This window comes from Rhizobium sp. Rhizsp82, assembly GCF_047325115.1.
Classification (GTDB): Bacteria; Pseudomonadota; Alphaproteobacteria; order Rhizobiales; family Rhizobiaceae; genus Rhizobium.
The window spans coordinates 471,501-493,610 of record NZ_CP168570.1; the positions used below are offsets into that span (position 1 = coordinate 471,501).

25 protein-coding genes are annotated in these 22,110 nt (G+C 62.3%); 14 read left to right on the top strand and 11 right to left on the bottom strand.

What is annotated here, in order from left to right:
• The first annotated feature begins 41 nt into the window (after positions 1–41).
• From argH to ACEN84_RS07020, 5 genes are all read left to right on the top strand, one after another.
• On the top strand, positions 42–1,445 hold the full coding sequence (gene argH / locus ACEN84_RS07000; RefSeq protein WP_203427839.1) for an argininosuccinate lyase: 1,404 nt from the start codon (positions 42–44) through the stop codon (positions 1,443–1,445).
• Positions 1,446–1,541: 96 nt separating this feature from the next.
• A complete protein-coding gene (gene lptM, locus ACEN84_RS07005; protein ID WP_130284234.1) occupies positions 1,542–1,736 on the top strand; it encodes an LPS translocon maturation chaperone LptM in 195 nt (64 codons plus the stop codon).
• A gap of 12 nt (positions 1,737–1,748) precedes the next feature.
• Positions 1,749–3,017 carry a diaminopimelate decarboxylase gene (gene lysA / locus ACEN84_RS07010; protein WP_413710397.1) on the top strand — a complete coding sequence of 423 codons (1,269 nt, stop codon included), beginning with the start codon at positions 1,749–1,751 and terminating at the stop codon, positions 3,015–3,017.
• Positions 3,018–3,166: 149 nt separating this feature from the next.
• A complete protein-coding gene (locus ACEN84_RS07015) occupies positions 3,167–5,869 on the top strand; it encodes a TIGR02302 family protein (protein ID WP_413710398.1) in 2,703 nt (900 codons plus the stop codon).
• Positions 5,870–5,947: 78 nt separating this feature from the next.
• Positions 5,948–6,397 (top strand): hypothetical protein, encoded by a 450-nt coding sequence (locus ACEN84_RS07020; protein WP_112720268.1) that lies wholly within the window; start codon positions 5,948–5,950, stop codon positions 6,395–6,397.
• A 12-nt stretch (positions 6,398–6,409) separates the two neighbouring features.
• On the opposite strand, the gene ACEN84_RS07025 is transcribed toward ACEN84_RS07020, so the two are convergent.
• The 3 genes from ACEN84_RS07025 to ACEN84_RS07035 all read right to left on the bottom strand — a co-directional run bounded on the left by ACEN84_RS07025 (position 6,410) and on the right by ACEN84_RS07035 (position 8,156).
• Complete coding sequence (locus ACEN84_RS07025) at positions 6,410–6,769, bottom strand: response regulator (RefSeq protein ID WP_130284240.1); 360 nt, start codon at positions 6,767–6,769, stop codon at positions 6,410–6,412.
• A gap of 120 nt (positions 6,770–6,889) precedes the next feature.
• On the bottom strand, positions 6,890–7,432 hold the full coding sequence (gene hpt, locus ACEN84_RS07030) for a hypoxanthine phosphoribosyltransferase (protein ID WP_112720206.1): 543 nt from the start codon (positions 7,430–7,432) through the stop codon (positions 6,890–6,892).
• Positions 7,433–7,493: 61 nt separating this feature from the next.
• Positions 7,494–8,156, bottom strand: a complete 663-nt coding sequence (locus ACEN84_RS07035) for a hypothetical protein (RefSeq protein WP_413710399.1) — start codon at positions 8,154–8,156, stop codon at positions 7,494–7,496.
• Positions 8,157–8,363: 207 nt separating this feature from the next.
• Between ACEN84_RS07035 and ftsE the strand changes: the two genes are divergently transcribed.
• The 4 genes from ftsE (at position 8,364) to ACEN84_RS07055 (ending at position 11,697) form a co-directional block, all read left to right on the top strand.
• Positions 8,364–9,023, top strand: coding sequence for a cell division ATP-binding protein FtsE (gene ftsE / locus ACEN84_RS07040; protein WP_112720204.1), 660 nt, complete (start codon positions 8,364–8,366; stop codon positions 9,021–9,023).
• Between the two features lie 58 nt (positions 9,024–9,081).
• Complete coding sequence (locus ACEN84_RS07045; RefSeq protein ID WP_413711272.1) at positions 9,082–10,029, top strand: cell division protein FtsX; 948 nt, start codon at positions 9,082–9,084, stop codon at positions 10,027–10,029.
• 67 nt (positions 10,030–10,096) lie between these two features.
• On the top strand, positions 10,097–10,813 hold the full coding sequence (locus tag ACEN84_RS07050) for a YdcF family protein (protein ID WP_112720202.1): 717 nt from the start codon (positions 10,097–10,099) through the stop codon (positions 10,811–10,813).
• 86 nt (positions 10,814–10,899) lie between these two features.
• Positions 10,900–11,697, top strand: a complete 798-nt coding sequence (locus ACEN84_RS07055) for a lysophospholipid acyltransferase family protein (protein ID WP_413710400.1) — start codon at positions 10,900–10,902, stop codon at positions 11,695–11,697.
• A 1-nt stretch (position 11,698) separates the two neighbouring features.
• Here the strand turns inward: ACEN84_RS07055 and ACEN84_RS07060 are convergent, their stop codons facing one another.
• A complete protein-coding gene (locus ACEN84_RS07060; protein WP_130284248.1) occupies positions 11,699–12,229 on the bottom strand; it encodes a gamma-glutamylcyclotransferase in 531 nt (176 codons plus the stop codon).
• A gap of 51 nt (positions 12,230–12,280) precedes the next feature.
• Here ACEN84_RS07060 and ACEN84_RS07065 point away from each other — a divergent pair, with 51 nt between their 5' ends.
• Positions 12,281–13,282 (top strand): DUF2125 domain-containing protein, encoded by a 1,002-nt coding sequence (locus ACEN84_RS07065; protein WP_413710401.1) that lies wholly within the window; start codon positions 12,281–12,283, stop codon positions 13,280–13,282.
• A 26-nt stretch (positions 13,283–13,308) separates the two neighbouring features.
• Here ACEN84_RS07065 and ACEN84_RS07070 read toward each other — a convergent pair whose 3' ends face one another.
• The 3 genes from ACEN84_RS07070 to ACEN84_RS07080 all read right to left on the bottom strand — a co-directional run bounded on the left by ACEN84_RS07070 (position 13,309) and on the right by ACEN84_RS07080 (position 16,211).
• Positions 13,309–14,241, bottom strand: a complete 933-nt coding sequence (locus ACEN84_RS07070; protein ID WP_130284252.1) for a prephenate/arogenate dehydrogenase family protein — start codon at positions 14,239–14,241, stop codon at positions 13,309–13,311.
• Positions 14,238–15,347, bottom strand: coding sequence for a histidinol-phosphate transaminase (gene hisC, locus ACEN84_RS07075; RefSeq protein WP_413710402.1), 1,110 nt, complete (start codon positions 15,345–15,347; stop codon positions 14,238–14,240). Before hisC ends, ACEN84_RS07070 begins: the two co-directional genes overlap by 4 nt.
• Before the next feature lie 87 nt (positions 15,348–15,434).
• Complete coding sequence (locus ACEN84_RS07080) at positions 15,435–16,211, bottom strand: class I SAM-dependent methyltransferase (RefSeq protein WP_112720196.1); 777 nt, start codon at positions 16,209–16,211, stop codon at positions 15,435–15,437.
• Positions 16,212–16,264: 53 nt separating this feature from the next.
• Here ACEN84_RS07080 and gloB point away from each other — a divergent pair, with 53 nt between their 5' ends.
• The gene (gene gloB, locus ACEN84_RS07085; RefSeq protein ID WP_413710403.1) at positions 16,265–17,035 is read left to right on the top strand and encodes a hydroxyacylglutathione hydrolase; all 771 of its coding nucleotides are present in this window, start codon (positions 16,265–16,267) and stop codon (positions 17,033–17,035) included.
• Positions 17,035–17,457 carry a cupin domain-containing protein gene (locus ACEN84_RS07090; RefSeq protein WP_130284258.1) on the top strand — a complete coding sequence of 141 codons (423 nt, stop codon included), beginning with the start codon at positions 17,035–17,037 and terminating at the stop codon, positions 17,455–17,457. The genes gloB and ACEN84_RS07090 overlap by 1 nt, the downstream gene beginning before the upstream one ends.
• On the opposite strand, the gene ACEN84_RS07095 is transcribed toward ACEN84_RS07090, so the two are convergent.
• Both ACEN84_RS07095 and ACEN84_RS07100 read right to left on the bottom strand, forming a co-directional pair.
• On the bottom strand, positions 17,458–18,351 hold the full coding sequence (locus ACEN84_RS07095; protein WP_413711273.1) for a DMT family transporter: 894 nt from the start codon (positions 18,349–18,351) through the stop codon (positions 17,458–17,460). It lies immediately after the preceding gene.
• Between the two features lie 30 nt (positions 18,352–18,381).
• Positions 18,382–19,158: a DUF3108 domain-containing protein gene (locus ACEN84_RS07100; RefSeq protein ID WP_112720193.1), complete on the bottom strand. Its 777-nt coding sequence runs from the start codon at positions 19,156–19,158 to the stop codon at positions 18,382–18,384.
• A gap of 237 nt (positions 19,159–19,395) precedes the next feature.
• Between ACEN84_RS07100 and rpmB the strand changes: the two genes are divergently transcribed.
• Together rpmB and ACEN84_RS07110 are read left to right on the top strand one after the other, a co-directional pair.
• Positions 19,396–19,695 carry a 50S ribosomal protein L28 gene (gene rpmB / locus ACEN84_RS07105; protein WP_112386143.1) on the top strand — a complete coding sequence of 100 codons (300 nt, stop codon included), beginning with the start codon at positions 19,396–19,398 and terminating at the stop codon, positions 19,693–19,695.
• 133 nt (positions 19,696–19,828) lie between these two features.
• Positions 19,829–20,464: a VUT family protein gene (locus ACEN84_RS07110; RefSeq protein ID WP_199627828.1), complete on the top strand. Its 636-nt coding sequence runs from the start codon at positions 19,829–19,831 to the stop codon at positions 20,462–20,464.
• Positions 20,465–20,485: 21 nt separating this feature from the next.
• Here the strand turns inward: ACEN84_RS07110 and ACEN84_RS07115 are convergent, their stop codons facing one another.
• Both ACEN84_RS07115 and ACEN84_RS07120 read right to left on the bottom strand, forming a co-directional pair.
• Positions 20,486–21,046 (bottom strand): AAA family ATPase, encoded by a 561-nt coding sequence (locus ACEN84_RS07115; protein WP_413710404.1) that lies wholly within the window; start codon positions 21,044–21,046, stop codon positions 20,486–20,488.
• Positions 21,047–21,115: 69 nt separating this feature from the next.
• Positions 21,116–22,105 (bottom strand): esterase-like activity of phytase family protein, encoded by a 990-nt coding sequence (locus ACEN84_RS07120; RefSeq protein WP_413710405.1) that lies wholly within the window; start codon positions 22,103–22,105, stop codon positions 21,116–21,118.
• Positions 22,106–22,110 lie beyond the last annotated feature (5 nt).

Genomic DNA, 22,110 nt, shown 5'->3' on the forward strand with positions numbered 1-22,110 from the left:
TTCATTCTCCAGGACATGCATCCTCAAGGCAGGCAGCTTCGATGGCCGACGGCAACACGGACACCAAATCCTCCAACCAGATGTGGGGCGGGCGTTTCGCTTCTGGCCCCGATGCGATCATGGAGGAGATAAATGCCTCGATCGGTTTCGACAAGAAGCTATTCGCTCAGGATATCCGCGGGTCGATCGCCCACGCGACAATGCTTGCCCATCAGGGCATCATTTCCGGCGACGATAAGGACAAGATCGTTCACGGGCTAAACACGATCCTGTCAGAGATCGAAAGCGGCAATTTCGAATTTTCGCGCCAGCTCGAAGACATTCACATGAATGTCGAGGCGCGCCTCGCAACGCTGATCGGTCCGGCCGCCGGCCGCCTGCACACCGCCCGCTCGCGCAACGACCAGGTGGCGCTCGACTTCCGCCTCTGGGTGAAGGAAGAGCTGCAGAAGACCGAGGCGATGCTGACGAGCCTGATCGCCGCCTTCCTCGACCGCGCCGAAGAGCACGCCGAGAGCGTCATGCCGGGCTTCACCCATCTGCAGACCGCCCAGCCCGTCACCTTCGGCCATCATTGCATGGCCTATGTCGAAATGTTCGGCCGCGACCGCTCGCGCGTGCGCCACGCCATCGAGCATCTCGACGAGAGCCCGATCGGTGCCGCTGCCCTTGCTGGCACCGGCTACCCGATCGACCGCCACATGACCGCGAAGGCCCTCGGCTTCCGCGAGCCGACCCGCAACTCGATCGACACCGTCTCTGACCGTGACTTCGCCATCGAATTCCTGTCGATCGCCGCGATCTGCGGCATGCACCTGTCGCGTCTCGCCGAAGAGATCGTCATCTGGTCGACGCCGCAGTTCGGCTTCGTGCGCCTGTCGGACGCCTTCTCGACCGGCTCCTCGATCATGCCGCAGAAGAAGAACCCTGACGCTGCCGAGCTCGTGCGCGCCAAGACCGGCCGCATCAACGGCTCGCTGGTCGCGCTGCTGACGATCATGAAGGGCCTGCCGCTCGCTTATTCGAAGGACATGCAGGAAGACAAGGAACAGGTCTTCGACGCCGCCGAAAGCCTGGAACTGGCAATTGCCGCGATGACCGGCATGGTCCGCGACATGACCATCAACACCGCGCGCATGAAGGCGGCGGCCGGTTCCGGTTACTCGACCGCCACCGATCTGGCCGACTGGCTGGTGCGCGAAGCCGGCCTTCCCTTCCGCGACGCCCACCACGTTACCGGCCGCGCTGTCGCGCTTGCCGAAAGCAAGGGCTGCGATCTGGCGGAGCTTCCGCTCGCCGACCTGCAGGCGATCAACTCCGCCATCACCGACGCCGTCTACAGCGTCCTGACGGTGGAAGCATCGGTTGCAAGCCGCAAGAGCTTCGGCGGCACGGCGCCCTCGGAAGTGCGCAAGCAGATCGCCTACTGGCGCGGCCGCAACTGAGTTCCGGCCGCCGCTATCAGCGCAACAATCAGGGTGCACAAGCTGGACAAACTTCGCTATGAAGGTGTCCAACAGCGCCGCTCCAAGAGGAATCCCATGCAGACCAGCTTGCCGCACCTCATCCGCCTGACGGTCGTTTTCGCCGTCATCGGCCTTGCCGTTGCCGGATGCGGTCGCAAAGGTGATCTCGATCCGCCGAGCGCGATGGCAACGAAGGGTGGCGATTCCTCCAAGCCGACGAAACAGCCGGGTGTCGCAGACAAGCCTTTCCTTCTCGATCCCCTGCTCTGATAGGCTAAAGCCGTGAACCATTTCGAGTACCGCGACGGCATCCTCTACGCCGAGAACGTTCCCGTTCCCGACATCGCCAAGGCCGTTGGCACCCCCTTCTACTGCTATTCCACCGCGACGCTGGAGCGCCACTACCGCGTCTTCGCGGAAGCCTTCAACGACGTCGACTCCATGGTCTGCTACGCCATGAAGGCGAACTCGAACCAGGCGGTGCTGAAAACCCTGGGCAAGCTCGGCGCCGGTATTGACGTCGTTTCCGAAGGCGAGCTGCGCCGCGCGCTGGCCGCCGGCATCCCGGCAAGCCGCATCATGTTCTCCGGCGTCGGCAAGACGCCGCACGAAATGGATTTTGGGCTCGAAGCCGGGATCTACTGCTTTAACGTCGAGTCCGAACCGGAACTCGAGATCCTCAACCAGCGCGCCGTCAAGGCAGGCAAAAAGGCTCCCGTTTCCTTCCGCATCAATCCGGATGTCGATGCCAAGACGCATTCGAAGATTTCGACCGGCAAGAAGGAAAACAAGTTCGGCATTTCATGGGAACGCGCCCGCGCCGTCTATGCGCGCGCCGCCACCCTGCCGGGCATCGAGGTTACCGGCATCGACATGCATATCGGCAGCCAGATCACCGAGCTGCAGCCTTTCGACGACGCCTTCAAGCTGTTGCGCGATCTCGTCGATACGCTGCGCGGCGATGGCCACGACATCCATCACGTCGATATCGGCGGTGGCCTCGGAATCCCCTACAAGGACGACAACAACCCGCCGCCGCTTCCCGACGCCTATGCGGCGATCGTCAAGAACCAGCTGCGCAGCCTCAACTGCAAGATCGTGACCGAGCCCGGCCGCCTCATCGTCGGCAATGCCGGTATCCTGGTGACCGAAGTCCTCTATGTGAAGGATGGCGGCGAGAAGACCTTCGTCATCGTCGATGGCGCGATGAACGACCTGATCCGCCCGACGCTTTACGAAGCCTATCACGAGATCAAGCCGGTGGTGATTTCGGCCGCCAACGCGCCGCGCATCAAGGCCGATATCGTCGGCCCGGTCTGCGAAACCGGCGACTATCTGGCGCTCGATCGCGAGATGGCGATGCCGAAGCCCGGCGACCTCTTCGCCGTGATGTCCGGCGGCGCCTATGGCGCGGTGCAGGCCGGCACGTATAACAGCCGCCTGCTGGTGCCCGAAGTCCTCGTCAAGGGCTCCGAGTTCCATGTCATCCGGCCGCGCCGGACCTACGAGGAGCTGATCGGCCTCGATTCCGTCCCGGCCTGGCTCGACTGACGGAAGCATCACTTTTTGGCGACTGGGCGTGAAAAACCGGCATTAACAGCCGGCCGCCCTCGCCTTCGCCACAAAGAGTGTTATCCTTTCAGCATGCGAGCGAATTGCTGAGCAATCGCCGGAAGCGCCCACTGTTACTCTAACACGCCATGGCGGAGACCGGATTGAAGAAGAGCCCAGGCAGGCAGGGACATGGTGCATTTGCCATCAGGCCATCTCTTGCGAGGCTGGTTGCGGTAAAGCGGCTCTTCGCGCGTGTCGTCCTCCTTTCCGAGCAAATCTTGCCGCCGCTGGTGCCGGTTCTTTCGGTCATCGCGCTTTATCTGGCTGCCTCCTGGTTCGGCCTTTTCCGCAGCGTCCCCGATATCGCCCGCATTCTGCTGCTGATCGCCTTCGCTGGAGCGCTGGTTGCCGCGCTGATCCCGTTCCGCCGCCTGCGCTGGCCGGATACGGCGGAAGCCGACCGCCTTCTCGAAGAGCGCAACGGCCTGCCGCACCAGCCGGTCACCGTGCAGGAAGACGAACCGGCCTTCGACACACCCTTCGCCCGTGCCCTCTGGCGCGAACACCAGACGCGCATGGCCGAGAAGATCGCGGCACTCGATGCCGGTTTCCCCCGCCCTGATATCGCCAAGCACGACCGCTTTGCCCTTCGCGCCATTCCGGCGCTGCTCGTCGTCATGGGCTTCGGCTATTCGCTGTCGACCAATGGCGGCTCGATCGCCGACGCCTTCCAGCCACCGGTCGAGCAGGGGGAAAGCAATCCGGCCGTGCGCATCGACGCCTGGGTCACGCCACCCTCCTATACCGGCCGTGCGCCCGTCTACCTCACGGCAACAGGCACCGAACAGGCGCCCATCAACGTCCCGCAATTCTCCAACCTGACGGTGCGCGTCAGCGGCGGCCAGGCCGACGAGAAGGTCGTCTTCAAGAAGGAGAACGGCGAGGCGAAAGAGATTGCCGCTGAAAAGCAGGCAAGCCAGCAGCCGCTTGGCGCGCCGCAGCAACCCCAACAGCCGCAGCCACAGCAGGCGGCAGCCGGCGAAACACCTGTTCCCGCAGCGCAGACGCACCTGATGAAGCTTGAGGAAAACGGCGCGCTGCAGGTGAATGGCCGAAGCTGGACCTTCAACGTCATCCCCGACAAGGCGCCCCAAATCGCCTTCGACGGCATCCCGAAGGCAACCGTCAACGGCGCGCTGGAGATCAAGTTCACCGCTAAGGACGATTACGGCATCCAGGAAGCCCATGCCGAAATCCTGCCGGTGGAGACCGATCCGTCAGCCAAGCCGCTCTACCCGCTTCCCGATTTCCGCCTCGAGATTCCGCGCCGCAACGCGCGCGACTCCAAGGGCGTCAGCAGCAAGAACCTGACCGAGCATCCTCTTGCCGGCAAGCGAGTCCGCGTTACGCTCGTTGCCAAGGATGGCGCCGGCCAGATCGGCCGCAGCCCGCCGCACGAGATGACACTGCCTGCCCGCCCGTTCAACGAGCCGCTGGCCGCAGCCGTTGCCGAGGAGCGCCAGGTCTTCGCGCTCGATACCCGCAAGATGCCCGAGGCGATCGCCCTCAACGAGGCGCTGACGATCCGCCCCGAAGAGACGATCCCGAAGCTCACCAACTATCTGCTGATCGAATCCGCATTGGCGCGTATGAAGCTCGCCAGGACCGACGAACAGCTGAAGGACACCGCCGACTATCTCTGGGACATCGCCCTCGGCATCGAGGATGGCGACCTGTCTCAGGCCGAGCGTAACCTGCGCAACGCCCAGCAGAACCTCGCCGACGCCCTGCAGCGCAATGCGCCCGACGCCGAGATCAAGAAGCTGATGGACGAGCTTCGCAAGGCGATGAACGACTACATGAAGGAGCTCGCTCAGCGCATGCAGAATGCGCCGATGACGCAGCCCAACCAGAATGCGCAGATGCTGCGGCAGCAGGATCTGGAGCGCATGATGGACCAGATCGAAAACCTCGCCCGCTCCGGCAACCGCGATGCGGCCCAGCAGATGCTGTCCGAACTGCAGCGGATGATGAATAACCTGCAGGCAGGCAGGCCGCAGCAGGGCCAGCAGCAGCAGGGCGACAACAGCCAGATGCGCCAGCAGATGGACAAGCTCGGCAAGATCTTGCGCGACCAGCAGCAGCTGATGGAACAGACCTTCAAGCTGGACCAGCAACTGCGCGACCGCATGCAGCGCGGCGATCCCGACATGGGCATGAACGATCCGCTGCTGGACAACATGATGCCCGGCCAGGACGGCGAGCGGCAGGATCAGGGCCAGCAGCAACAGCAGGGCCAGAACGGTCAGCAGGGCGACCAGCAGTCGAACGAAATGACCGAGCAGCAGCTGCGTGATGCGCTGAAGAAGCTGCGCGAGCAACAGGATGCGCTCGGCAAGCAGCTCGGCGAGCTGCAGAAGGGCCTCGGCGACATGGGCATGAAGCCCGGCCCGGGCTTCGGCCAGGCACAGCGCGAGATGGAAGGCGCCGGACGCGAACTCGGCCAGGGCCGCGGCGATACCGCCGTCCAGGGCCAGGGCCGCGCGCTGGAAGCCCTGCGCCAGGGCGCCCGCGACATGATGAGCCAGATGATGCAGGCACAACAGGGTCAGCAGGGTCAACAGGGACCGAACGGCCAGGTTGGCCAGGGTGACCAGAACGGCCGCGATCCGCTCGGCCGTCCGCGCCGCGCGGATGGCCCCGATTTCGGCGACACCGTCAAGGTTCCTGACGAGATCGACGTCCAGCGCGCCCGCGAGATCCTCGATGCCATCCGCGAGAAGCTCGGCAACAACCCGCCGCAGGAAATGGAGCGGCGTTATCTGGAGCGGCTGCTCGATATTCAGTAATCGAGCGGCCGAAGGGCTCGCGTTTTTCGGTCAGCTTCGTAATGTCAATCTTGACGATTGACGAACGACAGCGATTCGATGGCAATTCTCTTCAAGACCGCAATCAGCGAAAACTCGGCATTCGAGATGATCGAACGGGCACTGTCCGGCGCCTACCAGTATGACGGCTATCTCAACGTCGTCAGCGATGCCGGCGAGACGGCTTTGTCCTGGGGCCCGGCAATGCATGCCGAAGAGTTCAAGGCCGAGGTCAGCGAGATCCTCAGGAAGACATGGGATGCGGCCCGCTTCTGGATCATCTACGAGCGCCGTGAAGACAGGCGGGATCCCGAAGCGACCGATATCCGCAACGCGGCCTTCCGCATCACCCGCGGCTATAGCGGCGTCATCGTCATCACGCTCAGCCTGCTCGGAAAGCGGGACAGCGACAATGACATCGAACTGGTGTTCGTCTGCTTCGAGCAGGATTTTCACAGGCGGAATTTCCGGGTGCGCTACGAAGGCAAGTTCGTCCCGGACGATAACTGAGGCTGCCCGAAATCAGGCAGCCAGAGCGCGGGCAACCGCCTTGCGGATATCGGGAAGCGCAAATGGCTTCGAGACCACATCAACGATCTTTTCTGCGAGATCATCAGCGCGCTCGCGCTGTTCGGCATAGCCGGTCATCAGCAGGATCTTCAGCGCCGGAAACGCCGACTTTGCCTGGTGTGCCAATTCGATACCGTCCATGACGGGCATACGAATATCGGAGAGCAGCAGGTCGTAAACGCCGTCCTTCAGCTTCTCCAGTCCCTCGGCACCATCGGCCGCTTCTTCGGTCTCATGACCGTCGAGCCGCAGTGCCCGGGCGACGAAAGAACGGAGGGAATCTTCGTCTTCCGTGATCAGAATTTTTGCCATGATGTGCATCGCTCCGTCTTCATGCCCCAAGACGGAGATCGCACGCCGCTCCTTTGCGATCGGTAAACAGCGGCGGGCGATGGACGGGATGGTTAACAACCCGTCTGCATCCGGGACAGCTCAGGCGTCGCCGGTGACGACGCCGACGAAGGGCAGTTCACGGAAGGCATAGGCGACGTCCATGCCGTAGCCGACGACGAAATAGTCGGGGCATTCGAAGCCGACATAATCAGCTTCGAGCTTTTCCTTGCGCTTGACGCTCTTGTCGAGCAGCACGGCGATCGTCACGTTGCGGGCGCCGCGTTCGAACAGCAGTTCCTTGGCAAACAGCAGCGTGCGGCCGGATTCGAGGATGTCGTCGATCAGGAGGACGTCGCGGTCCTTCACGTCGCTGTCGATATCCTTGACGATGCGAACGCCCTGCGAAACCGTGCCCGTGCCATAGCTCGACAGCGTGATGAACTCGACCTCGGGGGCGAGACCGTTGTTGTGCAGCGCCCGGATCAGGTCGGCGGCAAAAATGAACGACCCCTTCAGAACGGCAATGACCAGAAGGTCCTTTGTGGGGCCTTCGGCGATCTGCTTTGCCATCGCATCATTGCGCTCGGCAATCTGCTCGGCAGTGAAAAGAGGTTCGATATTTTTTCCGCGCACGACAGGCATACGGCTTGCTCCGTGAAAATGAAGGGTAAGCCGTTAGCACATTAGACGCGGAGAAACACCCTTAGGGCATGAATGACAGCCGGACTTCCGGCATTTTTCCACCGGAGTGCTGGACACGCGCCGAAAATCCGCGGCTCTCGCCGCCATAGATGACGTCAGCGGGTGGGTTGATGACGATGCTTGCGGTCAGCCTGCCGTCGCTGACGAGATCGGCGCGGATCGGCCGCACTGTCTGCGTCGTGCCGCTCTCGTTTTCGAGAATGCCGTTGATCATCAGGATGCGCATGCCGTTGGCATCACGCGGCGTCAGCGTCACATGGGTGAAATGCAGCGGCGATCCCGCGGTAGCCTGATCCTCTGCCTGCAGCCCGGAGAAACCGCCGGAGAGGCCGAAAACCAGCAGGAACAGCAGGAAAACCAGCGCCGTGAAGCTTTTGAACGACGCCTGCTGCAGATGCTCCTCGACACCGCGGGCAATGCCCGCTGCAGCCGAAAACGCCTTGGGGGGCTCCGCCTTCCTGACGGCTGCGGCCTGTTGCTTGCGATTGTCGTTGAAGCTTTTGGCGTTGAACGCCTGCGACTGCCGGCCGCCGATGACGACGAATTCGGCATCCGAGATATCGGCAGGGCGAGCGCTCGCCCGCGGCTGGCGCGCCGCCCGGTCTGGCGGCAGGAAATCATAAGCGTGGCCGGGCGAACGGCGGCTGAACGAAGATGCTTCCATGATGACGGCCTTTCAGCTCTTCACATGGTTTCAGTGCATGGACGATCCCAGGCATTGAAACGAATCCCGCCCAGTCGTAAATTTTAATGGTTAATGCTTCGCTAAATCTGGCATCGGCCGGGCATCTTTCCGCCGAAATTTACCGGTTGTTAATCGAGTTGGTTAACAAGTCGATGGTGTGAAACCACGAACAATCTGAGTTGCCCGTTGATCCACTTCGAGAATGTCGGTTTGCGCTATGGTATGGGACCGGAGATCCTCCGGGACCTGACCTTTGACATTCCGAAAAAGTCCTTCCAGTTTCTGACGGGTCCCTCCGGCGCCGGCAAGACCACGCTGCTGCGCCTTCTGTTCATGTCGCTGCAGCCGACCCGCGGTCTGATCCGCATGTTCGGCCGCGATATCTCCGATATTCCGCGGCCCGAGCTGCCGCTGCTGCGCCGCCGTGTCGGCATCGTCTTCCAGGACTTCCGCCTTCTCGATCACCTGACAACCTATGAAAACGTCGCGCTTCCGCTGCGCGTGCGCGGCAAGGACGAGAGCACCTACAAGACCGATGTGCTGGAACTCCTGAAATGGGTCGGCCTCGGCGAGCGCATCAACGTGCTGCCGCCGGTGCTTTCGGGCGGCGAGAAACAGCGCGCCGCGATTGCCCGCGCGCTGATCGATCGCCCCGAAATCCTGCTGGCCGACGAGCCGACCGGCAACGTCGACCCGCCGATGGCGCGCCGCCTGCTCAATCTCTTCCTCGAGCTCAACCGGCTCGGCACCGCCGTCGTCATCGCCACCCACGATCTGGCCCTGATGGACCAGGTCGAGGCGCGCCGCATGATTCTTTCCGGGGGGCATCTCGACGTCTATGACTGAGCGATCCTCCAAGAAACCGGCGGCTGAACCCGCAGCGCAGCAGCAGAAGCGCCCGGAAATGCGCGTGCGCCCGACGGCCCCGATCCTGCCGCCCTCGAATATTCAGGGCAACGCGCTGATGGTGGTGATCGCCATCATGGCTTTCCTCGCCTGCCTGACGCTCGGCGGCGTCAGCATGGTGCGGTCGACGGCTGCCAGCTGGGAAAGCCAGATCTCCCGCGAGATCACCATCCAGATCAAGCCGGACGACGGCCTCGACATGGAAAAGGCGCTGAACCAGGCCCGTGATATCGCCATGACCTTCGTCGGCACCAAGAGCGGCCAGATCGTCGATGAGGCGGCAACGGCACGCCTGCTCGAGCCCTGGCTCGGCAGCGGGCTCGATCTCAAGGAACTCCCGGTTCCCAGGCTCGTTATCGTCACGATCGATGAAAACAATCCGCCGGATTTCGATGCAATGCGCTCGCTGCTCAAGGACAGTATCCCGCAGGCGACGCTGGACGACCACAGAACCTGGGTCGACCGGCTGGTCTCGATGGCGCATACGACCGTGATGATCGGCACCGGCATCCTGCTCCTGGTTTTCACTGCCATGGTGCTGACCGTCGTCTTCGCGACACGCGGCGCCCTGTCCGGCAACCGCCATATCGTCGAGGTGTTGCATTTCGTTGGCGCAGAAAGCTCATTCGTCGCTACCGAATTCCAGAAGCACTTCCTGAAGATCAGCCTCAAGGGCTCGGCGATCGGTAGCGCGCTTGCCGCCCTCTTCTTCGCCAGCGCCGGCTTCCTGCAGAGCAAGACCATCGCCACGCCGCAGACCGATCAGGCAACCGCCCTGTTCGGCACCTTCTCCGTTGGCGCGCTCGGCTATGCCGGCATCTTCGCGACGATGATCATCATCGCCCTGCTGACGACCCTGACGGCGCGCGTTACGGTCGTCCGCACGATATACGAGATCGATACACTCCGCTCCGATCCGACACGAACAGACGGGATAGCGAGCTGATGACAGCGATCACATTTACCGCCGCCTTTGCCTGTTCCCCGCCGCAATCTCGATATATGCACGACTCATGACCATGGGCTATACGCGACGCAATCCGATACGGCCCGATCCGGCGCTTGCAAGCTACCGGGTCGAGACGCCGCGCCGCGGCCCGCTGCGCCGGATGCTGCGCTGGAGCGGATTTGCCTGCATTCTCGCCATTGCCCTGATCTTCGGCGGCTTCCTGCGTTTTGCCGATTCGATCACCACGATGAAGCCGCCGGCAGACCCGAAGGCCGACGCGATCGTCGTCCTGACGGGCGGCTACCAGCGTATCGACCAGGCCGTCGAGCTTCTGCAGAAGGGTGCCGGCAAGCGCCTGCTGATCTCCGGCGTCCATCCCTCTACGACACCCGCACAGATCCGCAAGACGACGACGGGTTCCGCCGATCTCTTCGATTGCTGCGTCGATATCGGTTATGACGCGATCGACACGATCGGCAATGCCGAGGAAGCCTCGAACTGGATCCACGCGAAGGGCTATAAAAGCGTTCTCGTGGTCACCAATAATTACCACATGCCACGGAGCCTCGCCGAACTTGCCTATGTCGATAGCGACACGCAGTTCATTCCCTACCCGGTCGTCAATTCCGACCTGAAGACCCGCGCCTGGTTCATGGATCCGAATGCGCTGCGCGTCATGCTGGCGGAATATGGCAAGGTGCTGCTCGCCGGCGCCCGCAATATCACCGGCTTCGGCCGCCATCCGGGCCTGCGCTCGGCGGAGATGGGCGGCGAAGGCTGAGCCAAACCGTCTTTTTATGGAAGCGATAATCGTGTAGGCAGATCGCAACCGCCCTGCCCGCGGATATAGGCTTTTCGGGAATCCTTATGCTCGCCCTGCGTTCCGTTCTCTTCAACACGATCTTCTACGCCAACCTGATCATCCGGATGATCGTGCTCTCGCCCTATTACTTCATCGTGTCGCGCGAGACCGCCTACCGCATCCCGAAGAACTGGGCGCTTTCCAATCACTGGCTGATGGAAAAAATCGTTGGCACCACCTTCGAGATCGAAGGCCTGGAGAACCTGCCCGATGGCAGCTACATCCTGGCGCCCAAGCATCAGTCCTTCTGGGACACCTACGCGATCCTGCCCTGGCTGAAAGATCCGGTCTATATTCTGAAGCGCGAACTGATGTGGATCCCGCTCTTCGGCTGGTATGCCAAGAAGCAGCGGATGATCCCGGTCGATCGCGGCGCACGCGGCAAGGTCATGGTCGAGGTGCTGAAGCGCACCAAGGAAGAGCTTTCGACCGGCCGCCAGCTGATCATCTATCCCGAGGGTACGCGCCGTCCGCCGGGCGCCGAGCCGGTCTACAAATACGGCATCGCCCGCATGTACCGCGACCTCAACATCCCCGTCGTGCCCATAGCCATGCATCCCGGCCTGTTCTGGCCGCGCCGCAGCACCATGCGCTATCCCGGCCATTTCAAGGTCCGCATCCTCGCCCCGATCCAGCCGGGCATGGATCCCGATGCATTCTTTGCGCATCTGATCGATGTGACGGAAAAGGCGAGCGACGAGCTGCTGCTCGATACCGTCGCCCGCAATCCGGACCTGCCGCTGCCGCAGACGGCGATCGATCGTCTGGCGGTCCTGCGCCAGACAAAGGCTGCGTCAGCGTAATCTAGGCCGCGCGCAACCGCTCGACTTCGCCGACCACCTGCTCCAGCCAATGATCGCGAATGCCCATCTCCTTCAGATGGGCAAGCGTATTGAAGACATAGGCGTCGTTCGGCCCCGACTGGCCCTCGGCCCGATCGACCACGCGAGCCGCCTCAAGCGCATCGAGCGCGCCGGCATATTGCCTGTGCGCGCGATCGACGACATAGGTCACCGCCTTCACGGCGCGTCCATCAGCCAGGAGAAGCGGCACCTTCCGCTCCAAATAGACATTGGTGACGAGTTCGCGTGCGCGGAGATACTCGACCACCTCTTCCCAATTCTCAGGCGCTACCGAAAACGCCATGCCGCGGCATGAACCGCCGCGATCGAGCCCGAGCACGAGTCCCGGATTCTGCTCGGTACCGCGATGAACCCAGGAGCGGACGCAGAGCGAACGCCTGTAGCCATAAATCAGAGCCTGCGACCGTTCGGCAAACTCAAAGCCCGGATTCCACATCAGGGATCCGTAGCCAAACACCCAAAATTCGTCCATATCGCAAGCCAGACCGAGATTCCCATTCGCGATTCACCATTGGAGAACATCATGGCAGCGTCAAGCCAATCCGGTAGCAGCAGAAAATTCTGGTGGCTTGGATTGGGCATCGTTCTGGTTATCGCGATCTATACCGGCGGCTGGTTCTATGCCGCCTCGCAGCTCAAGGACACGGTGCTGAAGGCGATCGCGCCGCGCAATACCGCTGGCGTCAGCGGCGAGTGCACGGATATCGATTTCCGCGGCTATCCCTTCCGAATCGGCCTCTATTGCTCGAAAGTGGATGTCGACGACAACAAGAACGGCGTATCGGCAAGCTTCGGCGCCCTGCGCTCTGCCGCACAGGTCTATGCGCCCGGCCATATCGTCTGGGAACTGGATTCGCCCGCCGAAATCCGCACGGCCAACGGCCTGACGATCAACGCCCAGTGGGCGAACCTGCAATCGAGCCTAATCACCAAGCTGCGCGGCATCGACCGCACCTCGACCGTCATCGAGGGCCTGAAAGCAACCGCGATTTCCTCCTATGACGGGCAGACGATCAACGTCGATGCCGGCCGCACGGAAATCCATCTGCGCCAGAACGAAGGCGATCTCGACGGCGCGATCTCGCTGCAGGACGCCAATACCGTCATCAAGGATTGGCCGCAGGTCTTCCCGAAATTCTCAGCCAGCGCCGACATCACCCTCGCAGGCAAGGCCGGCATGATCGACGGCAGTGACAGGCAGGGGCTCTACGGCGCGAGCGGCGAGCTGCGCAAGGTTGTGGTCGACATTGGTGACGGCAAGGTGATGACGTTGACCGGCCCCTTCTCCTTCGACGAGCAGGGCTTCCTGTCAGGCAAGTTCAAGCTGGAGATCGAGCAGCTCGGCCCCTGGCGCGACAGCATCAAGCAGGCCTTCCCGCAGGTCGCTAAGACGGTCGATACCGCCGCCAAGCTCCTGAAGGCGCTGGCCGGTGGCGGCGAGCGCGCTTCGGTGGATCTGGTCGTCAATCGCGGCGAGGCGACCATCAGCGGCTTCATTCCTCTCGGCTCGATCCCGCCGATCTAAAGCGTTTCTTGAGAAACGCCCCCGGATCAGCTCTTCTTCTGGTCCTGCCCATGCGGGCGGCCAAAATCCGGCGCATCGACATCCTGGCCGGCCTGGATGATCGAGCGGCGGATGGTGCGGGTGCGGGTGAAGAGCTCGAACAGCTTGTCGCCCTCGCCCCAGCGGATCGCGCGCTGCAGATAGGCGAGATCTTCCGAGAAGCGCGCCAGCATCTCAAGGATCGCATCCTTGTTGTGCAGGCAGACGTCGCGCCACATCGTCGGGTCGGATGCCGCCAGACGCGTAAAGTCGCGGAAGCCGGATGCCGAATACTTGATGACTTCCGATTCCGTCACCGTCTCCAGATCATCGGCGGTGCCGACGATGTTGTAGGCGATGATGTGCGGCAGATGCGAGACGATCGCCAGCACCTTGTCGTGATGTTCCGGATCCATCTCGTCGACGCGGGCGCCGAGCGCTTCCCAGAATGCCCTGAGCTTGGCAATCGCAGCCGGGTCCGTGTCGGGAACCGGCGTGAAGATGCACCAGCGCTGCTCGAAGAGCCCCGGAAAACCTGCGTCCGGACCGGACTTTTCGGTACCGGCGAGCGGGTGGCCCGGGATGAAATGGACGTTCTCCGGCATATGCGGCTGCATCTGCGCGATAACCGACGCCTTGGTGGAGCCAACATCGGTGACGATCGCGCCCGGCATCAGCGTGCCGGCAATTTCCTTCGCGACGCTGCCCGAGGCACCAACCGGTACCGACACAATCACCAAATCCGCACCCTTCACGGCTTCCGCCGCCGACGGCACGTAGCGATCGCCGAGCCCGAGCTCTTGTGCCCGCTTCAGCGTTTCGGCGCTGCGGGTCGAGACCACCACTTCCTTGGCAATCCCCAGCCGCTTGACGTCATAGGCGATCGAGGAGCCGATGAGGCCGATACCGATAAGCGCGATGCGGTCGAACTGGATCGTCATACCTTACGCCCCATAAACTCGCCGAGCGACTCGATAACGCCGCGGTTTGCTTCTTCCGGACCGACGCTCATGCGCAGCGAGTTCGGGAAGCCGTAGCCCTTGACGGCGCGCAGCACGTAGCCGCGGCTGGTCAGGAACTCGTCGGCATCGGCAGCGCGCTTGCCGTCGGCATCCGGGAAGTGGATGAGAATAAAATTGGTAACCGACGGCGTAACCGTCAGGCCAATGGCCTCGAAGGCACCCTTGAGCTTCTCGATCCACATCAGGTTGAAGGCGACGGCGTCCTGAACATGCGCCTGGTCGCGAACAGCGGCAGCACCTGCGGAGATTGCCGGCGCATTCATGTTGAACGGGCCGCGGATGCGGTTGACGGCATCGATGATCTCGGCCGGCGCATACATCCAACCGACGCGGAGCGCTGCCAGACCATAGACCTTCGAGAAGGTGCGGGTCATGACGACGTTTGCGTTGGACGAGACGATCTCGATGCCGGATTCGTAATCGTTGCGGCGGACATACTCGGCATAGGCCGCATCGAGCACCAGCACGACATCCTTCGGCAGCGCTGCCTGCAGGCGGCGGATCTCGCTGACCGGCACATAGGTTCCGGTCGGATTGCCCGGGTTGGCGATGAACACCATCTTGGTCTTCGGCGTCACGGCGGCGAGGATCGCGTCGACATCGACCGCGTGATCCTTTTCCTTGACGGTGACGGGCGTCGCACCCGCGCCCATGATCTGGATCTTGTAGACGAGGAAGCCGTGCTCGGTGATGATCGCCTCGTCGCCGGCGCCGAGATAGACGTGGCAAAGCAGGCCGAGCAGCTCGTCCGAGCCGTTGCCGCACATGATGTTAGCCGGATTCAGACCATGAACCGCAGCGATCGCTTCGCGCAACTCATGAGCCTGGCCGTCGGGATAGCGCTCGAGATTGCCGGCAGCGCTCTTGAATGCCTCGATCGCCTTCGGGCTGGCACCGAGCGGCGTCTCGTTGGAGGAGAGCTTGTAGACGCGGGCAACACCCGGCGCATGTTCCTTGCCCGGCACATAGGCTGCGATATCCAGGATACCGGGACGCGGAACGGGCTTGCTCTTCTCAACGCTCATAGCTTCGACCTTGGAAAAATGCCGGGAAATCCGGCTCAAAATTGCCATGTGGCAATAAAGGGGAAAGCGGCTTTTGTCGAGCAGGACTTAGCGGTTGCGGGTCGTCGGAACGCCGTGCGGCGCCAGAACCGGCACAAAAACCCGCCGCGAAGCGCGAGCAGCCACCGGCAGGCCCTGATAGAGACGCTTCTGCGCCTCGACGATGATGACGCCGGAAAAGGCCGGCCAGAGCGTGCGCCCGATCCGCTCGAAGCCGCGCCGCAGGCTGAGCACCGTGCGCAGCTTGGACGGCGGGAAGAACAGCGCCTCGGCCGTGGCGCCCGGCGTAAAATTGGTCTCGCGCAGCAGATGGGTCAGCTGGCCACGCGAATAGGGCCGGCCGGAGCCGAAGGGCGTGTGCTCCATCCGCGCCCAGACGCCGCGGCGGTTCGGCACGACGATGACGAGCCGCCCGCCCGGCGCCAGCACGCGCCAGAGCTCCTTCAGCGTCTCCCGCGGACTTTCGGCAAATTCCAGCGAATGCACCATAAGCACCCGATCGATGGACGAGTCGGGCAGCGGCAGTTCTTCGTCGAAGATCAGGGCCGTCGACGACAGCGAGCCCATCGGCCAATTCACCGCGCCCTGCCCCGCCGGCATGAAGGCGAAGGTGCGCTCGGTATCGGCGCTGAAACGGTCGAGGAAAGGCACGGCATAGCCGAGACCGATCAATCGCTCCTGCGGCAACCGGACCCAGAGCGACGACAGCGCCATGGCAATCGACTGCTCCGCCAGACGGCCAAGCTCGGAATGATAAAACTGGCGTAGATCGACAATATCCGCGTGCATTGCACTAAATGTTATCAGTGGGCGGTTGGACTTCAAGGCCGGAGCCTCTACATTCCGGACATGTCCGTGGGAAAGAGGCCGCTTAGACTATGAAACCTTTGGAATTAGAAGTTTTTCTCTGCCGATCCGATAATTTTGGCGTTCTCGTGCATGATCCGGAAACCGGCCTGACGGCAACGATCGACGCGCCGGATGCGGCTGCCGTCGAGGCGGCTGCCAAGCGCCGCGGCTGGCGCATCTCGCATATCTTCACCACCCATCACCATACCGACCATGTCGAAGGCAATCTGGCGCTGAAGGAACAGTTCGGCTGCGAGATCATCGGCCCGGTCAACGAAGCCGTTGCCATTCCCGGCCTCGACAAGACGATGGCCGACGGCGACAGCTTCACCTTCGGCGACCATACGGTCAACGTCATCGAGACACCCGGCCACACCGCGGGTCACATCTGCTACCACTTCGTGGACGACAAGTTGCTCTTTGCCGCCGACACGCTCTTCGCGCTCGGCTGCGGCCGCCTGTTCGAGCGCCCGGCTGCCGACATGTGGCATTCGTTGCAGAAGCTCGCGGTGCTGCCGGATGAGACCGCCGTCTATTTCGGCCATGAATACACGCTGTCGAACGCCCGCTTCGCCCTGACGATCGACCCTGACAACGAGCGGCTGAAGTCCCGTGCGGCCGAGATCGAGGCGCTGCGCGCCGAGGGACGCTTCACAATCCCGACGACCTTGGCGCTGGAAAAGGAAACCAACCCCTTCCTACGCGCCGCCGACCCGGCGATCCGCCGCAACCTGCTGATGGAAACCAAGACGAACGAAGAGGTCTTTGCGGAAATCCGCAAACGCAAGGACAATTTCTGATGTCTCCAGACGAGATCATCGAGACGCTTTCGATGCAGCCGCACCCGGAAGGCGGCTGGTACGTCCAGACCTTCCGCGACACCAATGGCGGCGAGCGCGGCCATTCGACGGCGATCTACTATCTCCTGAAAGCCGGGCAGCGGTCGCATTGGCATCGCGTCCACGATGCCGCCGAGGTCTGGCACTATTATGCCGGAGCGCCGCTCGCCCTGCACCGCTCGGAAGATGGCAGCAGCAGCGAGACGCTGAAACTCGGCACCGATTTCGCCAAGGGTGAACGCCCGCAGGCGATCATCCCGGCGAACTGGTGGCAATCAGCCGAAACGCTCGGCGAATTCACGCTGGTCGGATGCACCGTGGCCCCCGGTTTCGAATTCTCGAAATTCGAAATGGCGCCGCCGGACTGGAAGCCGGAAGCCTGATTACTCGGCCGCGGCAGCTTCCGCTGCGGCCGACTTCCGCCGGAACATTTCCTGCGCCGCCAGCACCGCACCGCCGGTCACCAGCAGGCAGGCGAAGGCAATCCGCAGGCTCGGCTCGGCAAAGCCGAACAGCGTCAGAATCAGCGTCGAAAGCAGCGGCGCCGCATAGCTGGCGGCACCGAGGATCTGGATGTCGCCGTTCTTCACGCCGTAATCCCAGGCATAGAAGGCTGCCCCGACCGGGAAGAGCCCGAGGCCGACCACAGCCAGCCATTCAAAGGACGTTTCCGGCCAGACCGTCGTCTCCAGGCCGATATGGCAGATCAGCGAGAGCACGGAGGTCGCAAGGCAGAAGCCGGTCACCACATCCGTCGATACAGCATCGAAACGGCGCGTCAGCAGCGAATAGCCGGACCAGGTGAAAGCGCAGAGGAAAGCCGCACCATAGCCGACGGCATAGGCGCCGTCGAAATTGATGCCGTTGCGGCCGACGATCAGGAAAGTGCCGCAGAGCCCGGCGAGCGCGCCGGCAACGTGATACCAGCGCAGCCTCTCGCCCGGTAGCAGCGCCGAACCGACGACGATCAGCAGCGGCCAGAGATAGGCGATCAGCCCGGCCTCGACAGCCGGCGCATTCCTGAGCGCCGTGAAATAGAGAAAGTGGTAGCCAAAAAGACCGGCGATCCCGATGATCCACACCTTCGCCGGCTGCTTCAGCAATGCGAGCCGCGAGGGATTGAGAACGAGCACGGCAATGCCGGGAATACTGCCGATGGCAAAGCAGATCGCCGAAAGCTGAAACGGCGGCATCTTGCCGGAGGCGGCAGTAAAGAGCGCCAGAAACGACCACATCAGAATGGCCGTGAACCCGATCAAAGTCGCCCGAAGCTTCATCATGTCCCCCGAAACCGGAGACAGGCTCCGTCAGCTTGCGCTGTATTTCACCGCCTTGATCGTCACTGTTCCATACTGCGTCGGAATACTGACGTAGACAGGAGCATATACATTCGCGGCATCGGCCTTGGCAAACCAGATTTCCATCTGGCCGCTCTTGCTCAGGTAATCGATATCCTTGCGGCCCTTCTTGTATCCAGCCTTCGGCACGAAGCGCACGCTGCAGACCGTTGCCTGGCCGGCAAAGCCATCCGTTTCGAAATCTTTCGATCCCTTCGGCGACAGCACCAGATCCATGCGCATCTCGCCGTCATAGATCGGCAGCCGTTGCGAGCAGAGCTTCGTATCGCCGGGGAAGATCAGCCCGGAGATCGGGTCAAGCACGGCGCGCATGTCGCCCGGCTTGAGATTGACCCAGTTGTTCGGCAGCTTCCGCTCCGGCTTCACCGTCGTCGAGACGATATTGCCGTTGGCATAGCGAACCTCATAGGTGCGCGCCCGCTTGCCGCTCTTGTAATAGAGATAATAGCGCTGCGCCTGCAGCCGGTCGTCGCGGATGACGCCGTCGACACTGGTCTTGGCCGAGATCGTCGTCACCAGATCGGCGAGGCCCGCCGAACTGATATCGCCGGAAACCTTGTAGCTCTTGTCATCCTCGATCTTGGTGACGAAGGCCGCACGCGCGATCGGCAGGATGCCGAGGGCGACGCGATATTCCGTGCGATGGCGGATTTCTTCCGCACCTGCCGGAACGGCCATCAGCGCCGCGATTGCCGCGATCAAAATTCGTCTGCCCGAAAGAGCCATGAAGCAAGCCTTGTTTGACGGGCGAAATCCGCCCTGTTAAGCGGTCTATACTCTGCCCGCCCCGCGAAGCAAACACGAGCTTTTTGACAGAATTGCGGGAAAGGCCAAGGTTTGGCTTGACGCGGGCGGCCGCTCTGACTATAGAACCGCAACTTTCCAATCATGGCCTTGGATTGCAAGCCCGGTTTTGCCGTGCGTCGCAATTTGATGGCTGAGAAAAACAAGAATAGGTGTCAAATGTCTCGCGTGTGCGAATTGACCGGCAAGGCCGTCCTCGTTGGCAACAATGTCAGCCATGCCAACAACAAGACCAAGCGTCGTTTCCTGCCGAACCTGTGCCAGGTTACGCTGATCTCCGACGCTCTCGGCCAGCGTTACCGTCTCCGTGTTTCGGCTCACGCTCTGCGTTCGGTTGAACACCGCGGTGGTCTCGATGCGTTCCTGATCAAGGCAAGCGAAAACGAACTGTCGATGCGCGCTCGTCTGCTGCGCCGCCAGATCGTCAAGAAGACTGCAGAAGCCGCTGCCGCTGCTTAAGCATCGGCCAGCTTTCTTCTCGAAAGTTTCAAAAGGCTTGCACGGTTGATACCGGACAAGCCTTTTGCTTTGCCGGCATGGTGCCGGCCAAAATTTGTTCACTCCAACTGGTGGCATCACCCAGGATAAAAAAATGCTGAAGACACGCTATCTGCTTATCTATGTGGCCCTGATGACGCTCGTCGTCGTCGCCTCCAACTTCCTCGTTCAGTTTCCGCTGAACGCCACGGTTGCCGGCATCAATCTTGCCGACATCCTGACCTGGGGCGCCTTCACCTATCCGATCGCCTTCCTGATCACCGACCTGACGAACCGCCAGTTCGGCCCGCAGACCGCCCGCAAGGTTGTCTTTGCGGGCTTCGTCGTCGGCGTCGGCCTGTCCTTCTACACGGCCGTCCCGCGCATCGCGATCGCTTCCGGTTCCGCCTATCTCGCAGGCCAGCTGCTCGACATCTCGGTCTTCAACCGCCTTCGCCGTCAGGCCTGGTGGCGCGCGCCGCTGGTCGGTTCGCTGATCGGTTCGGCGCTCGATACGATCATCTTCTTCTCGTTCGCCTTCGCCGCCTTCTTTGTCTTCTTCGGCCCGAACGAACCCTTCGCGCTCGAAACGGCACCGATCCTTGGCGTGCTCTCGATCGAAGCCCCGCGCTGGATTTCCTGGGCGCTCGGCGACTTCACCGTGAAGATGCTGGTCGGCCTCATCATGCTGCTGCCCTATGGCGCGCTGATGAACACCCTGCGCCCGATGCAGGCAACGCCTGCCCGCTGATTGCAGCAAGGGCCGCCGGCGCTAAGCCTGCGGCCTTTTCGCCATGACGGCTGCATGGCCCAGAACCTGCTCGACGAGATCGTCGACCAGCCGAGACGAGTCGAGCCTCAGCAACGGCGTGGCCCTCTCCTTCAGCCATTCCTCATGCGAAGCAGCGCTCCGCCGCTCCGGCCCCGCCGTATCGTAGCTCTCGGCCCATTCCAGAAACTCCCGGCTCTTCTCCGCCATATCGCCGCCCGGCTTGATCCGGTCGCCATAGCGCGTTTCCTCACGCCGCCGGATACGCGCCATGCGCATTACAGGATCGATCTTGAGGAAGACGATGAGATCGTAGAGCGGCTCGAACTCGGCCGCCCATTTCAGCGCCGAGCCCGAGAGCACCCAGCCATCGGCAGCCCCGATCGCCTCGCGCAGCATTTCTACGCGTGCCTCGACCGGCCGCTGCGTCGTGAACGGCGGATCGGTCGGCATCCAGAAGAAGTGATCGGTATCGAGATGACGGATCCCGAGCTTTTCGGCGAGCGCCTGACCGAGCGTGGTGGTGCCGGAGCCTGAGGCTCCCATGACATGGATGTTCAGCATGGCTCTCTCGAAACGGGTGAAGGGAGGGAGCAGATAGCGGAGAGTTGTGACAGTTGTTCGGCGGCGCGCTCAGTCGAGGAGCCGGAATTCCAGCATCATGTTGCGCTGCAGGATCGAATGGTTGTCGTCCGAGACAAGGATGATGTGGGTCGAGCCATCCTCGGCCTGGAAGGCATCGAGCCCTTCCATATTGTCGATCTGATAGCCGAAATCGGCCGTCATCAGTACCTTGCCCGTTGCAACCGCACCGGGCCGGATTTCGGCAGCAGCGATCCGCCGGATGCGCATGCCGATACCGTTTGCCATGTTGAAGCGCCGCTCCAGAAGCAGCAAGTCGCCATCCGGCAGGAACGCCCCGTCGGTCGGGTCGAAATCATCTGTGCGGCTGACGGTAAACCGGCCCTTCAGCGGCCCCTCCAGGATCGCCGCATAGACGTTTCCGTCATCATCAAGGCTCTCTTCCGAAACGATGACTGCAGCGCCCTTCAGGGCGCTGTCTGCGGGCGCGATTGCCACCGTCTCGAGGCCGCGGTTGCCCCTGAGCTCATCCCGCGGAATGAGGATCGGCAGCGTGCCAACGGCAGCTGATGTCGCGAAGCCTTGGCGCGGATAGATATCGACGCGGTGATTGCCCTCGAAGGAGACCAGCGCCCGGTCCCTGTCGAGCGCCAGCCCCTCGGCATCCATACGGCCCTTGCCTTCGAAACTGCGGCCGGTGCGATCCTGCATCGGCGTGATATCGACATCGGCAAGACCGGAGAGGCGGCCCTGCGCATCGCGCATCAGCGAACCCGTCAGCCAGTGGCCCGTGTCGAGAACGCCCGCCACATGCTTGCGGTCCGGATCGACCTTGATCGACGACCACGAGCCGAAGATCCGGTTGCTCGAAACCATCTCCAGACCGCCGATAAATTCCAGCGGGCCGAACCTTGTTTCGTCAGAGCCGATCTTGAAGGTGGTGATGACGCGGCTCTCGATCGGAGCGCTTTCTGCGAAGACCGCAGACGGCAATCCCGCGAGGCAGGCGGCAAGCATGGCCACGCGGGAAAGAGCGATCATACGGG

Bases quoted from the DNA above. Each gene is read 5' to 3' on its own strand.
- argH (WP_203427839.1), top strand. From the start codon at position 42: ATGGCCGACGGCAACACGGACACCAAATCCTCCAACCAGATGTGGGGC.
- lptM (WP_130284234.1), top strand. From the start codon at position 1,542: ATGCAGACCAGCTTGCCGCACCTCATCCGCCTGACGGTCGTTTTCGCC.
- ACEN84_RS07015 (WP_413710398.1), top strand. From the start codon at position 3,167: ATGGCGGAGACCGGATTGAAGAAGAGCCCAGGCAGGCAGGGACATGGT.
- ACEN84_RS07020 (WP_112720268.1), top strand. From the start codon at position 5,948: ATGGCAATTCTCTTCAAGACCGCAATCAGCGAAAACTCGGCATTCGAG.
- ACEN84_RS07025 (WP_130284240.1), bottom strand. From the start codon at position 6,769: ATGGCAAAAATTCTGATCACGGAAGACGAAGATTCCCTCCGTTCTTTC.
- hpt (WP_112720206.1), bottom strand. From the start codon at position 7,432: ATGCCTGTCGTGCGCGGAAAAAATATCGAACCTCTTTTCACTGCCGAG.
- ACEN84_RS07035 (WP_413710399.1), bottom strand. From the start codon at position 8,156: ATGGAAGCATCTTCGTTCAGCCGCCGTTCGCCCGGCCACGCTTATGAT.
- ACEN84_RS07045 (WP_413711272.1), top strand. From the start codon at position 9,082: ATGCGCGTGCGCCCGACGGCCCCGATCCTGCCGCCCTCGAATATTCAG.
- ACEN84_RS07050 (WP_112720202.1), top strand. From the start codon at position 10,097: ATGACCATGGGCTATACGCGACGCAATCCGATACGGCCCGATCCGGCG.
- ACEN84_RS07055 (WP_413710400.1), top strand. From the start codon at position 10,900: ATGCTCGCCCTGCGTTCCGTTCTCTTCAACACGATCTTCTACGCCAAC.
- ACEN84_RS07060 (WP_130284248.1), bottom strand. From the start codon at position 12,229: ATGGACGAATTTTGGGTGTTTGGCTACGGATCCCTGATGTGGAATCCG.
- ACEN84_RS07065 (WP_413710401.1), top strand. From the start codon at position 12,281: ATGGCAGCGTCAAGCCAATCCGGTAGCAGCAGAAAATTCTGGTGGCTT.
- ACEN84_RS07070 (WP_130284252.1), bottom strand. From the start codon at position 14,241: ATGACGATCCAGTTCGACCGCATCGCGCTTATCGGTATCGGCCTCATC.
- hisC (WP_413710402.1), bottom strand. From the start codon at position 15,347: ATGAGCGTTGAGAAGAGCAAGCCCGTTCCGCGTCCCGGTATCCTGGAT.
- gloB (WP_413710403.1), top strand. From the start codon at position 16,265: ATGAAACCTTTGGAATTAGAAGTTTTTCTCTGCCGATCCGATAATTTT.
- ACEN84_RS07090 (WP_130284258.1), top strand. From the start codon at position 17,035: ATGTCTCCAGACGAGATCATCGAGACGCTTTCGATGCAGCCGCACCCG.
- ACEN84_RS07095 (WP_413711273.1), bottom strand. From the start codon at position 18,351: ATGAAGCTTCGGGCGACTTTGATCGGGTTCACGGCCATTCTGATGTGG.
- ACEN84_RS07100 (WP_112720193.1), bottom strand. From the start codon at position 19,158: ATGGCTCTTTCGGGCAGACGAATTTTGATCGCGGCAATCGCGGCGCTG.
- rpmB (WP_112386143.1), top strand. From the start codon at position 19,396: ATGTCTCGCGTGTGCGAATTGACCGGCAAGGCCGTCCTCGTTGGCAAC.
- ACEN84_RS07110 (WP_199627828.1), top strand. From the start codon at position 19,829: ATGCTGAAGACACGCTATCTGCTTATCTATGTGGCCCTGATGACGCTC.
- ACEN84_RS07115 (WP_413710404.1), bottom strand. From the start codon at position 21,046: ATGCTGAACATCCATGTCATGGGAGCCTCAGGCTCCGGCACCACCACG.
- ACEN84_RS07120 (WP_413710405.1), bottom strand. From the start codon at position 22,105: ATGATCGCTCTTTCCCGCGTGGCCATGCTTGCCGCCTGCCTCGCGGGA.